8 protein-coding genes and 1 other annotated feature are annotated in these 13,573 nt (G+C 55.4%); of the genes, 1 reads left to right on the forward strand and 7 read right to left on the reverse strand.

Annotated elements, in window-relative coordinates; translation table 11 throughout:
- Positions 1-79 precede the first annotated feature (79 nt).
- From ACGHP1_RS13145 to ACGHP1_RS13175, 7 genes are all read right to left on the reverse strand, one after another.
- On the reverse strand, positions 80-3,220 hold the full coding sequence (locus ACGHP1_RS13145) for a hypothetical protein (RefSeq protein WP_390509614.1): 3,141 nt from the start codon (positions 3,218-3,220) through the stop codon (positions 80-82).
- A 217-nt stretch (positions 3,221-3,437) separates the two neighbouring features.
- Positions 3,438-6,245 carry a hypothetical protein gene (locus ACGHP1_RS13150; RefSeq protein ID WP_390509615.1) on the reverse strand — a complete coding sequence of 936 codons (2,808 nt, stop codon included), beginning with the start codon at positions 6,243-6,245 and terminating at the stop codon, positions 3,438-3,440.
- A gap of 229 nt (positions 6,246-6,474) precedes the next feature.
- On the reverse strand, positions 6,475-7,419 hold the full coding sequence (locus ACGHP1_RS13155) for a bile acid:sodium symporter family protein (RefSeq protein WP_097773826.1): 945 nt from the start codon (positions 7,417-7,419) through the stop codon (positions 6,475-6,477).
- An 80-nt stretch (positions 7,420-7,499) separates the two neighbouring features.
- Positions 7,500-7,755: a binding site (T-box leader), on the reverse strand.
- Between the two features lie 251 nt (positions 7,756-8,006).
- Complete coding sequence (locus tag ACGHP1_RS13160) at positions 8,007-8,276, reverse strand: hypothetical protein (protein WP_154255952.1); 270 nt, start codon at positions 8,274-8,276, stop codon at positions 8,007-8,009.
- Between the two features lie 49 nt (positions 8,277-8,325).
- The gene (locus tag ACGHP1_RS13165; protein WP_390509617.1) at positions 8,326-10,323 is read right to left on the reverse strand and encodes an FAD-binding protein; all 1,998 of its coding nucleotides are present in this window, start codon (positions 10,321-10,323) and stop codon (positions 8,326-8,328) included.
- Between the two features lie 246 nt (positions 10,324-10,569).
- A complete protein-coding gene (locus tag ACGHP1_RS13170; protein ID WP_349935495.1) occupies positions 10,570-11,385 on the reverse strand; it encodes a MerR family transcriptional regulator in 816 nt (271 codons plus the stop codon).
- A gap of 157 nt (positions 11,386-11,542) precedes the next feature.
- The gene (locus ACGHP1_RS13175; protein WP_390509618.1) at positions 11,543-11,980 is read right to left on the reverse strand and encodes an FAD-binding protein; all 438 of its coding nucleotides are present in this window, start codon (positions 11,978-11,980) and stop codon (positions 11,543-11,545) included.
- Between the two features lie 199 nt (positions 11,981-12,179).
- Here ACGHP1_RS13175 and ACGHP1_RS13180 point away from each other — a divergent pair, with 199 nt between their 5' ends.
- Positions 12,180-13,514: a threonine/serine exporter ThrE family protein gene (locus ACGHP1_RS13180; protein ID WP_390509619.1), complete on the forward strand. Its 1,335-nt coding sequence runs from the start codon at positions 12,180-12,182 to the stop codon at positions 13,512-13,514.
- Positions 13,515-13,573 lie beyond the last annotated feature (59 nt).

The raw sequence follows: 13,573 nt of genomic DNA on the forward strand, positions 1-13,573 counted from the left end.
AAAAAATCCCCCCGATACCGGGTATCCGGTATCGGGGGGATCTGTCATTCTGAGGCTTTACGGAGAAAGCGCTCAGAGGTTACTTTTTGGGGAACGCCTTGTTCCAGATCTCAATGGTCTTGAACTTGGGCATCCAGCCGTCCGATTCAAACTTGCCTTCCCGTGCATCCAGCAGACCCTGCTCCACGCACCACTGAGCGGCCTTGGCCATATCGGGGTCGGCCACATCCGCAAAGGCGGGCTGTGCGGCGGGTTCGGGCTTGCCCTTCTCAGTCCAGATGAGCAGTGCCAGCTGGCCGCGGTTTGCCGGGATGGCTGCGCCCTCGGGCAGGAGGCCGTGCAGGATCACGCGGGTGGCGATCTCGTAGCCGCCCCAGATGGCTGCACCGCCCACGGCCACGGCGGCAATGGTGCCACCTGTGGTATCCATGGGTGCAGGTTCTACGCCGAAGTCTTCATCAATAGGTTCGTCCGGGTCGGCCACCGGGCTTGCCGACCAGTGGGCGATCAGTTTGACCGGGTAAACGGGCATCTCAAACGTCGTGGCCGCGCTCTTGGCATTGTCCAGCTTGAGCTGCAGATTTTCCGGAATGCCATCGGGGAAGTTCTGGTAGAAGCTATCGGGGTACTTGATCTCCCATTCCACGAACTCCATGCCGGGGTATTTCTCGGCATCATACGGGGTAGCTGTGATCTCCACCGTGGTGCCGATCTCTGCGGGGATATCGCTGCCCTCGCCCAGAGTGGACTTTGCCGTGCCGCCCGTAACAGTAACGGTACTCCTCAGCACGGAAGCGGGGATGCTGTAAACGGCGGTCAGCTTCACGCCGTCCTGCGGCATGGTAAAGACGATCTTTTCCGTGCCCTTTTCCGTTTCGGAGCCCAGACTACCCTCAATTATGCCAATATTCTTGCTGGAATCTTTTTCCACCTTCCAGTGATGGAACGACTCATTCTCCTTGACAGGCTCATTGGCTTCGATCGTGACGGTCTGGCCCGGCTGTACGAACACCGTGCCCGTCTGTCTTTCGCCCTTTCCGACGCGGATCGTGCCGTCCTTCACTGTGACTTGCATATCTAATACAGGTGCCGGGAAGCTATAAGAAGCTTTCAGCTCCACCGGGCTGGCCGGCATGGTGAAGGTCATATTTTTTTCGGTATTTTTCTGCGCTTCGGTCAGTTCAAAGCTTTCCGGGCTGATCACTTTCCAGCCGCCGAACTTTGTAACACTCGGGTTTTTGTTGTTACCGCTCACCGTGACCTTTTCGCCCTCAAAGGCGCTGGTCAGGCCGGTGGTGTCGTCGCCCACCTGTGCGGTGCCGTTTTTCACGGTAATGCTGTAAGTCTCCCTCGGCTCAATGCGCAGGTAGTTGCTTTCTATTGTCTCAGGAATCGGGGTAATGCGGGAGTCCTTGTACTCCGAAGATTGGTCCGTGAAATAGACATAGGGTTTTTTCTTCGCCTGAGTGAAGATCACTTTGCCAAGGTTACGGTAACTGTCACTGTTCAGTTCCACCTTGCCAGCTGCCTTGATATTAATCACCTTGTCATTGTACTCATACTCAAGAGAAACATCTTTTCCTGCATCTATCGTCACATCACCTTTGATTGGGCTCATACCGCTAATTATTACCGTACCGCTGCATTTGATCACTGCGCCCTGATCGATCAAACAATACCAACTGCCGGACGTCATCGTCACATTGTTTGCACTGTTCACCATCAGCTTTGAAACCGTCGTGCCCCACTCATTACCAAGCTTTATATCGCCAGTACAGTCAATAATCGTTTCGCCGCCAATGCCGCCTTCGGTCGTGACCGTATTTGCCCGATGCACGGTAAGGCCATTCCCTATCAGGTTTCGGCCGTCACCATGCGAACCGCCAAAACTTTTGAGGATCACATCACCGGAACAGGTGATCTCCGCCTTGCCTTCAATTGCTGCAGCCGCACTGCCACCTAGCTTGGTCACTTTCACATCCTTTGCGCCGTTTACGGTCAGGTCACCGTTCACAACGTGGGACGCATCCGCTTCCAGATCAATGGAAACATCCTCCGGTGCCGTGATGGTCAGGGCACCTTCAAAGGATTTTCCATCCTTCAGCTTCAGGGTCTTTTCCTCAATGTCATAGCAGATTCCAAGGATGTCGTTGTAGTTCTTGCTGGTAACAGACTCACCATTGATTTTGATGTTGAAATCCTGTACAATTTCGTCAACCTGATTGCCGTCCTTGTCCAGTTTGGTGATCGTGCCAAGCAGCTTGCTGGTGTCAATTTCAGCTTCCTCTTGACCATTGCCGATATAAATGCCATTGTCATCTACAATTTGCAGCGTAACATTGCCGCCGGTGATCTGGATGTTTTCGCCTTTGCCAGTCTCTCGTCCGCCGCCGATTGCCGCAGTACGACCTTTTCCGCCGCCAGACTCTGCATGTACCGTACCGCCCTCAATGGTAATGTTCTTACCGTCACCTAGATAGCCGCCGCCAATGCCTGCTGCTTCGCCACCGGGTTTCGCCGTTACATTACCATCACGAATCGTAATATTTTGACCCGCTGCGCCGTGACCTCCGCCAATGCCTGCACCCCAGTTACCGCCGTTGGCCTCGATCGTACCACCTTCAATCACAATATTGCTGGCATTTTTATGCCATGCGCCGCCAATGCCCGCGCCGCTCTCGCCGCCGTAAGCATTCAGCGTACCGAAGCCGCTGATGGTCAGGGTCCCGTTGTCGTCGGCCTTTTCAACACCGGCGTGTTTCGTGCCGCTGTGCAGGGTATTCGTGCCTTCAATGACCAGCTCCACATTGCCGCTGACCGAGACTGCCGCGCCGGAAGCATTGATCTTGACATTAGACAGTGTGACTTTTGCACCAGTGGTGCCGCCTTCGATGGTAATGGTATTGTGCGTCTGGCTGCCGTCCGTTGTGATAGACAGATTGCCCCTTTGCTGGGCTTCATTATTGCCCTGCTGGACATACTGTTTGTCATCAGCCCCAATATAGACTGTGATGCTGCCGTATTTGAGATTCATCTGATACTCAGTTTCTACCTCCGTACCGTTCTCTTCGTCCAGCACGCTCACCGCGCTTTTGGCGGCGGTGCTCTGCTGGAGCAGGGCATCGGTGCTTGCGGCCAGAGCCGGGGCGGAAAGGGTGAACATCATGCATGCTGCCAGCGCAGCGGAAGCCGCCCGCCGGGCCAAAATATTTCGTTTCATAGGGGTTCCTCCTTTGCGAAAATTATTACGGGGGGGGGTATGCATTACGGTACTTTGATTATCTCACACTTTACCGGATTTTGGAAGCAAACCTGCGTGAATCGCCCTAAAAGCAGCGTGAAAAGCACGATTTGTGCCGGTTCTGTTGCAGTTGCCCGGCCCGCAGGCACAGCAAAGCCCCCGGCAGGTTTGCGCCTGCCGGGGGCTGTTTGCTGTTTTACTGCTTGGGGAATGCCTTATTCCACACTTCGATCACCTTGAACTTCGGGGTCCAGCCTTCGGGCTCAAAGCGGTCGCCCTTGGCATCCATGGTGCCCTGCTCGGTGCACCACTGTGCGGCCTTTGCCATGTCAGCGTCGGCCACATCCGCAAAGGCGGGTGCGCCTGCGGGTTCGGGCCTGCCTGCGGTGTTCCACATCAGCAGAGCCAGCTGGCCGCGGTTTGCCGGGATGGCTGCGCCTGCAGGCAGCAGGTCGTTCAGGATGATGCGGGTGGCGATCTCGTAGCCGCCCCAGATGGCTGCACCGCCCACGGCCACGGCGGCAATTGCACCGCCCGTGGTATCCATGGGTGCAGGTTCTACGCCGAAGTCTTCATCAATAGGTTCGTCCGGGTTAGGCTTGTCCACCGGGCTTGCCGACCAGTGGGCGATCAGTTTGACCGGGTAAACGGGCATCTTAAACGTCGTGGCCGCGCTCTTGGCATTGTCCAGCTTGAGCTGCAGATTTTCCGGAATGCCATCGGGGAATTTCTCGTAGAAGCTATCGGGGTACTTGATCTCCCATTCCACGAACTCCATGCCGGGGTATTTCTCGGCATCATACGGGGTAGCTGTGATCTCCACCTCGGTGCCGATCTCTGCGGGGATATCGCTGCCCTCGCCCAGAGTGGACTTTGCCGTGCCGCCCGTAACAGTAACGGTACTCCTCAGCACGGAAGCGGGGATGCTGTAAACGGCGGTCAGCTTCACATTGCCTTTGGGCATATCAAAGCTGATCTCTGCGGTGCCTGCTTCAGTCGCAGAACCCAGACTGCCCTCGGTCGGGTCAAAGCTGGTGCTTCCCTCTTCCACCTTCCAGTGATGGAACTTCACGCCCTTGGCGGCATCCTCATCGGTGGGTGCATTGGCCTTGACAGTGACCGTTTCGCCCTCAAAGGCGGTAGTAATCTGGCCGGTGGTGTCGTCGCCCACCTGCGCAGTGCCGTTCGCAACGGTAATACTGTAGTAAGTCTCCCTCGGCTCAATGCGCAGGTAGCTGCTTTCTGCCGCTTCTGCAAGCGGATGGATGCGCGGGTCGATCAGCTCAGCATCCGGCTCTTCGCTGGTATAGTAGACGTATTTTTTGCCGTCTGCCTGTGTAAAGTCAACAGTGCCCACAGGGCCACCCGGTGCTTTGTTTTCCAGGATCACAGTGCCGGAAGCGGTGATCTTGGTGTTTTCGGAGACTGCTCTTTCGTCATCACTGATGGAAATGGTGACATCCTCGGCCTTGTTGATCGTCAGTTTTTGCGCCGCTCTACCGTCGGTACTCTCAATGGTCACGTTACCACCGCTGGTAATGGTAAGAGCCTTATTCGAAATACTATTGCCGTTTGCATAAAGATCAACATCACCGAGATTGTTAATACTCAGATTTCCATTCACAACCACGTCTCCGCCGCTGCGGATATCCACCTTACCGGTGCAGTCGATTGTGCTGGTATCATCTCTGGCGAAAATCGCAGCATACTTATCACTGCTGACCTTCACATTATGTGCATTCTCCACAATCAACTTTGCAGCCACAGCAATCTGATCTTTACCATCCAGATTTATATCCTTGCCGGGTGCGTTGATTTTCAGAGACGAGCGCTTTATTCTGCCATCCGACTTCAACGTTTGGGTGGTCGGGTCGTAACTCAGCACACCATTTCCTAAAATGTCTTTACAGTTTTTGCTGGTAACGCGGGTTGGTGTAGTGTTCTCGCTGCCCACCTCAAGGCCATAATCCTGTACAACATTGTAATTCGGGTTCAGAGTCACGTTCTTGTCCGGCATGGTAAAGTTGACTGTGGGGTTCGCCTTCTGCTCCTTTGTAAGCGTGATGCCCTCAGCAGTCCAGCCGGTAAACTCAGCGTTTTCTTTGCCTGCAGCGGTCACGGTGACCTTTTCGCCCGCAAAGGCAGTCTTCAGTTCTGTACTCTGTCCCTGCAGCTTGATGGTTGCATCTTCTGCAGTATAGATGTTGTAGCGCATTTTCGGCGCAATGCGCACATACTTTGCCGTTTCTGCTGGGATGGACGTAACATTCGGGTCAACTGCTTCAGCATCTGTTGCATCACTGGTGTAGTAAACATAATCACCAGCGTAGGTAATGCTCTTTGCAATTCCGCCGTTTTGGTTATTTTTAAAGGTCGCCGGGCAGGCGCATTCAATTTTCACATCGCCACCGACCACTGTACTGAACCGACCCTCGACCAATATCTCCAATGCATTATGCACGGTCAGATCGCCTTTGATCGCCGGCCATGTAAAGTCAGAGTTCTTGATCGTCAGTTTGCCTGAGCAATTGATTTCAACATTGCCGCTGTACAAACCGCCCACGACAGAGAAGCTATTTGTAGAGAGCGTTACATTCCGCGCGTTTTTGATGTTCAGGTTTGTACTATAGCCGTCAATAACAGAGCTATTTCCTGTCAGTTCTACGTCCACATTTGGCGCGTCAATGGTCAATTTTCCGCCTATGGTGCCATTGTTCGTCAGCTTGTTTGTAATAGGATCATAGCTGAGTTTTTTATCTTCGAAAATATCCTTGCAGTTTGATTCATTAACCGTTTTTGTTGTTCCGTTAAGATCGATAGTAAAGCCATAGTTAGCTGTGTCACCATTTTCCGCGTCCAGCACGCTCACCGCGCTTTTGGCAGCGGTGCTCAACTGCATCAGCGCATCGGTGCTCTCAGCCAGCGCCGGAGCGGAAAAGGTGAACATCATGCATCCGGCCAGCGCCGCCGATACTGCACGCCGGATAAGTTTGCCTTGTTTCATGGTACAGCCTCCTTTTTCCCCTCGCATTTTTACGGGGGGGGGTATATATTACAGTATCTTGATTATCCCACACTTTACCGCATTTTGGAAGCAAACCTGCGTGAATCGCCCTAAAAGCAGCGTGAAAAGCACAATTTGTGCCGGTTTTGTTGCACTTGCCCGGCCCGCAGGCACAGCAAAGCCCCCGGCAGGTTTGCACCTGCCGGGGGCTTTACTATGTTATGAAAGATCAATCCTTCTTCTCTGCTGTGCGGGCAAAGAAGTTGGCGAGGATCGCACCGGAAATGTTATGCCACACGGAGAACACAGCGCCGGGAATGGTAGCCAGCGGATACTGTGCAAAGTGTGCGGCGGCCAGACTGGTTGCAAGGCCGGAGTTCTGCATGCCCACCTCGATGGAGATCGCGCGGCACTTGGTGGAGTCCAGCTTGAGCAGCTTGCCCACGCCAAAGCCGGTGAGGTAGCCCAGCACATTGTGCAGGATGACCACCACAAGGATCAGCAGACCGCTGGTCATGATCTTGGCGCTGTTGGCGGAGACCACGGCGCAGATGATCAGCACGATGGCGGTAGTGGAGACCAGAGGCAGCACGCGGACGGCTTCCTCGGTGAACTTATGGAAGAAGTGATTGACCACAAAGCCCAGTGCGATGGGCACCAGCACCACCTTGACGATGGACATGAACATGCTCATGGGGTTCACGTCAACACGCTGGCCAGCGTACAGCAGGGTGAGCAGCGGGGTGAGGAACGGAGCCAGCACGGTGGAAACAGCGGTCATGCCAACGGACAGTGCAACGTCGCCCTTGGAAAGGTAGGTCATCACGTTGGAAGAGGTGCCGCCGGGGCAGGTGCCAACCAGGATCACGCCAATGGCCAGCTCGGTGGGCAGGTGGAACACCTGCGTGAGCGCCCATGCCAGAAACGGCATGAGGGTGAACTGTGCAACGCAGCCCACGATCACATCCTTCGGGCGGCTGAACACCACCTTGAAGTCCTCCGGCTTCAGGGTAAGGCCCATGCCGAACATCACGATGCCCAGCAGGTTATTGACCCACGCCGTCTTTACCACGCTGAACGGGCCGGGGAAGAACAGGGCACCCGCAGCCACCACAATAACGATGGCGGCCATGTACTTGCCCACAAAGTCGCTTACTTTTTCCAGTGTTTTCATAATTGCTTCTCCTTTTCCTTCTGACATGCTTTGGGACAAAAGCATCCGCAAAACAAAACGCCCTTGTCCCCTACGGTCTGTAAGAGACAAAGGCGTGTAATATCCTCTGCGGTACCACTCTTATTGCCAGCACAACGCTGACCACTCAGTGCACGTCCAACAACGCGCGGCCCGTGATAACGGGGGCCTGCCGTTCCTGCTTACTGGGGCGCACACCGTCCATTCAGCCGGAAAGCTCGGAGAGGATCTTCCCACGGATGCCCTGCACTGCCTTGCACCAACCGGCAGCTCTCTGCAGCATTCCTTCCGGGTACTTTTTCTCGTCATAGCCGTAATATTCTTGGTGACATGGAGTATACTCCCCTGCAAAGGCAAAGTCAATAGAATGGGGCCTTCTGATTTTTCATGCAGTTCATTTCAGGAGTGAAAGTGGTTCACGCAGCAGACAAAGCAGAATGGCATCGATGCCGACTGCTCCGGCAGGATGACGCGAAGCCATGGTCTAAAGAGTAGGCGGCGATGCCATCCCATCACACAACAAAAGACCGCTCATCTTTTCGGGTGAGCGGTCTTGCTGTTTCTGCGGTTTATTCGCCTTTGGCTTTTGTAAGCAGCATGTGCACGTATTCCGCGCAGGCATCCCAGTCGCGGGCGGCGGCCTTGTCCTTCGGCATCAGGCTGCTGGCAAGGCCCACGCCAAGGCAGCCCGCCTTGCGGAACTCCGGGATGTTCTCCGGCGTTACGCCGCCAATGGCAACATAGTTTGTGTCGTCCTGGAATCCGACAATCTGGGGCAGGAGAAAAACGACCTCTGAGCCGCTTTTCCCTGTCTGATACGCAAAAAAGATCCCGTTCACCCAGAAGTGGACGGGATCTTTTTTGCTTATGGGGCTTTACTGCAGCCGATCAGGCTTTGACGAAGGCAGCTGCTTCCTCAGCGCAGATATAGCCGCTGTCAATGCACAGGCCATAGCAGAAGCCGGGGATATCGTAGTAGGGGCTGTAGTACAGGCTGCCGCTGTCGGTGCCGGCAACGTACAGGCCGTCGATGGGCTGGTTGTCCAGATCCAGAGCGCGGCAGCAGTCGTCGGTGCGCACGCCGCCAAAGGTGCTCCATGCACTCGGCTCACACTGCACAGCGTAGAAGGGGCCTTCCTTGATGGGGCTGAGGTACCACTTGTTAGCACCAAACTGCTCGTCCACGCCCTTCTCGCAGTACTCGTTGTACTTTGCAACGGTCTCAGCCAGATGGGTCAGGCCGAACTTCTCGCCCAGCTCTTCAATGGTGTCAGCCTTGACCAGCCAGCCTTCCTTCAGGCCCTCTTCAATATCGCTGGGCAGGTTGTCCAGAATGCGGCCCTTGAAGTAGTTGCCAATGAACCAGTTCTCGCTGGTAGCGCCCTTTGCCGTGGTGTACTCGTACAGGCCCTGCGTGGTCATGGCATCCACATAAGCCTGATCCACAATGCCGTACCAAGGGGCGTTCAGCAGGATCTGCTCGGAGCCGTAGCTCATGGGGTAATCGCACAGCAGGCCCTCGTTGATAAAGCGCTTGCCTTCGCCGTCCACCAGCAGGTTGCCGTACAGGCCGAACTTGAAGCAGTAGTTCTGGTCGTACTTATCCTGCTTTGCGGGGCGGCTGGCCTTGCTGTTGGTTCCGCCGTACTCGCAGGGGCAGTAGCCAAAGGTCTTGCACAGCACAGCGCCTGCGTCGTTTGCCATTACAATGCCGTCGCCGGTGCACAGGCTGTTGCCGCCTGCAGCTGCGTTCAGCTTGCGGGTGTGCAGGAACTTCTCCTGCAGGTCGCGGTTGCCAAGGAAGCCGCCGGATGCAATGATGACAGCGCCTGCATGGACGGTGATGGGGGTGCCGTCCTCTTTTTCAGCGGTAAAGCCGCAGATCTTGTCGTTCTCCACGATCAGGCTCTTGGCTGCGGTGTTGTAGATCACCTGCACGCCGTTGTCGTCCAGAGCCTTCTCCCACAGCTGCACGCGCTCATCCAGAGCGTTGGTGATCAGGTGGAAGCCGCCCTTCTCATCCTTGAAGGGGGTCTCGAAGCGGAAGTTTGCTTCCTTCATCTCGTAGCCGATGCCCACCAGCTCTTCCACAGCGTCATTGGAGGTCTCCAGGCAGCGCTTGATCAGGCTGGGGTTCGGGGTCCAGTGGGTGTAGTTCATGGCATGGTTGAACACTTCGTCCACAGTCAGGGTGGTGCCGCCCTCACGTGCGTGCAGCACGCTGGTGTCCACTGCAAAGGGGCCGGAGACCTTGATGCCGTTCACGCCTGCAACGCTGCCGGCCTTTTCCACGGTGAGCACCTTCATGCCCTTCTGGGCTGCCACGATGCTTGCCATAAAGCCTGCTGCGCCGCAGCCAATGACGGCCACATCCACATCGTATTCCTCAGCTGCGCCTGCGGTCTTTTCCACAGTCTTGGCCAGCCATGCCTGACGGTCGCCGCCTGCCTGCGCAACACAGTCTGCAATGGCTTCCTTGACAGCGCGGCTGGAATTGGTAGCACCGGTAATGCTGTCCACGCCGCCTGCCTGATTGTCCAGAATGGCGGGGATCAGCTCGTTCTCCACCTGACTGAACAGCGCGGGAGTCTCGTTCTGGCCCACGATCTTCACATCGGTCAGCGCAGTCTCAGAGAAGGTGCACTCCAGCTCAATGTCGGAGATATTGCCGTAAGCCTTGGCGGTGTAGGTGCCGGGCTTGAAGGTAAAGCCAGCCTCGGAAGCTGCGCTTGCAGCAGCAGAGGAAGCGGTGGAGGAAGCAGCAGTGCTGGAAGCAACAGAGCTTGCAGAGCTGCCGCAGCTGGTCAGCACACCGGCAGCAGCAGCGCCGACGGCACCGGCAGCAGCCTTTTTCAGGAAGTTGCGACGGGAAATGCGGTTTGCCATGATAAGGTTCTCCTTTACGTTTTCTTTCTTCTTCGTGTGTACGATGTTTTCCGGTCAGGCACCGCCGGGCCGGAACTTCGTTTGACATTTCACGAACAACACTTTACAGCATAAACCGGGTTTAAGGTCAAGCACCGTTACCGTTTTGAAACTTTGTTTGTCATTTAACAACAAGAAAGCCCCTGTGAGTTTGTGCAAACTCCACAAGGGCTTTTTGTGTCTATTGTGCTGTACCGCGTTTTTGGCTCAGATTACCGGCAGGATCACCGTCTCCATGTCCTTTCCGCAGCCATCCAGATTCAAAAAACCGGGCAGGATCATCATTTTTTCCCGCATATGGTAGCCGTGGGCAGTCATCCAGTCCAGAAGCAGGGCAAAGGTTTCCTTGCGCACGCTCTCCTCCCGCGTCAGGCTGCGGTGATACACGATGCATTTGCCCAGATTCATCCAGTGGACATGGGTGCGGTCATATGTTCCAAGCCGCCACTCCTCCGAAGCCGGGATGGCACAGACATAGCTGGGGTTCAGCTCCGGTTTTTCGAAGCTGAACTGCGCCGTCTCGATCACCCGCGCATAGCTGGAAATGGACAGCAGCTCCACAAAGCGGGAAATGGTCTCCCCTGCCTGCCCCGCCACGCTGAAGTCCCGCCCATTGGAAGCATAGACATATATTTTATCCGGCACATCCTGAACCGAAAAGTCTGAACCGGGTTCCATGTTCAGCAGGCCAATGGCCTCATCCAGCGCCTGCAGGCGGTATTCCAGCAGCTGCTTCTCGTGGGTCAGGGTGTAGCGCTGCCGCTTGAGAGATTGCTCAAACTGTTCGGTCTGCTGCTTTTCGTCCAGCATCCGCACCGCTTCCTCTATGCTGAAGCCATACTGCAGCAGGCAGCGGAAAGCGTTCACCCGGAATGCATCCTCCGGGCTGAACCAGCGGTAGCCGTTTTTCATCCGCTTCACCTTGAACAGGCCGATCTTTTCGTAATACCGGATCTTGCTCTGGGGCAGACCGGTCATGTTGGAAAATTCTCGGATATAATAGCCCTTTTCGTTTTCGCTCACCGTGCTTCCTCCTTACCCCGGAGCCGCACCGCCCGGCACCGGTTTCTTTGCGGTTTCTTTGCCAGTTCTATTGTAACATACTTTTTATAAAAAGCAAAAAGGCAGGCCCTTTCCCAGCGGAAAAAGCCTGCCTTTTCTATATTTATATCAGAACTGCTTACTTTGCAGCCAGATACTTGCCCAGCTCGCGGCCCAGCGTCAGGCACATACCAATGCTCACACCGGGGATCGGGGTGATATACTCGGGACCGAAGCGCATACCGCAGGTGTTGCCGGAAGCGTACAGGCCCTCGATGGGCTGATAATCCTCGTTCAGCACCTGCTGGTCATTGGTGGTCACAAAGCCGCCGGTGGTCACCAGTGCAAAGCCCAGACTCGGGGTTGTGACATGGGCGTAGAAGGGAGCCTTTGCAACTGCATTCAGGAAGTGCGGGTCCTTGGCAAAGTCGCTGTCGTAGCCCTCGGCGCAAACCTTATTGTACTGCTCCACAGTAGCGGAAAGGGCTGCAGGCTCCACACCGATGTACTCGGCCAGCTGCTCGATGGTGTCGGCGCCGGCAACAGCCGTGACATAGCGGAGTTGTTGAAGGGTCACGGCAGTTTCCTTTCGGCGTGTTTTTTCTATCCTACCGCAGAGCCGCCAAAAACGCAACGTATTTTCTTCTTTGAAATACCAAACGAACATTGCCGGCATATCCAAGATACGTTTTACCCACCCTGCAATTTCCCTTATAATAGCACCGCAGTCTTGAAACGGCTGCAACATTCCCATATCACAAAGGAGGCTTTCCGGTATGGGACAACGGCAAAGTGAGATCATCAAAAATCACATGGAAGTTTACTGGCACGACTATGCGTCGGCCAGCAAGGGCATCCCCATTACCGAGGCGGGGCTTGTGGAAAAAGCCTCCGTCATTGGACGCACCGGGCTGATGCTGCTGGAATGCGGCACCGGCGCATGGCGTGTCCGAAGCTCCATGAACACCCTTTCGCGGGAGCTGGGAGTCACAACAACAGCGGACATCGGCCTGTTGTCCATTGAGTTCACCTGCTTTGACGGTGACCAGTGTTATACCCAGTCACTCTGTTTGACAAATACGGGCGTGAATACCTCCCGGCTGAACCGACTGGAGCATTTCGTCAACGACTTCGACCGGGAAGGAAAATTTATGACCGGCGAAGAACTGCACAGCCACCTCGATGAGATCGAGCGCATCCACGGCTTGTATTCGCCCATCGCACTGGGCTTTGCAGCTGCACTGGCCTGCAGCTGCTTCACCTTTCTGCTTGGCGGCGGCATTGTGGAAATGCTGTGTGCCTTCTGCGGTGCAGGCATCGGCAACTTTGTACGGTGCAAGCTGACAAAGCACCATTTCACCCTGTTTCTGGGCATTACGGCGTCGGTCTGTTCAGCAAGCCTCGTGTATGCCATCCTGCTGAAGCTGGCCGAGGTGCTGTTTGCCGTATCGGCGCAGCACGAGGCGGGATATATTTGCTCCATGCTCTTCATCATTCCGGGCTTTCCGTTCATTACCAGCGGCATCGACCTTGCCAAGCTGGATATGCGCTCCGGGCTGGAACGTCTGGCCTACGCCGTCCTCATCATTCTGGTGGCAACCATGACGGCTTGGATCATGGCACTGCTGCTGCATTTGCAGCCGGTGCAGTTCCCTGCCCTGAGCCTGACACTCCCGGAAGAGATCGTGTTCCGGCTGCTGGCAAGTTTTGGCGGTGTGTTCGGCTTTTCGCTCATGTTCAACAGTCCCCGGAACCTGGCAGTCTGCGCCGCCCTTATCGGTGCGGTAACGAACACGTTCCGGCTGGAGCTGGTGAGCCTTGCGGGCTTTCCGCCCGCTGTTGCAGCGTTTCTGGGCGCACTGCTGTCCGGACTGCTGGCCTCCTGCCTGAAGAGCGCCGCCGGTTATCCCCGCATCTCCGTCACCGTGCCGTCCATCGTTATCATGGTACCGGGACTGTATTTCTACCGTGCCATCTATAATCTGGGCATCCTGTCTCTGATGAACTCTGCCACATGGTTTGCAGATGCCATTCTCATCATCGTAGCACTGCCGTTAGGGCTGATCTTCGCCCGTATTGTCACTGACAAGACTTTCCGTTATTGCACCTGATGTGCAGCATTTCCATTCTCTCATATAAGGCAAAACGCAGCGAATCTTTTAACGGTTCG

Origin of the sequence: Faecalibacterium sp. i21-0019-B1 (genome assembly GCF_042852915.1) — a bacterium.
In the GTDB taxonomy this organism is placed as follows: Bacteria; Bacillota; Clostridia; order Oscillospirales; family Ruminococcaceae; genus Faecalibacterium; species Faecalibacterium taiwanense.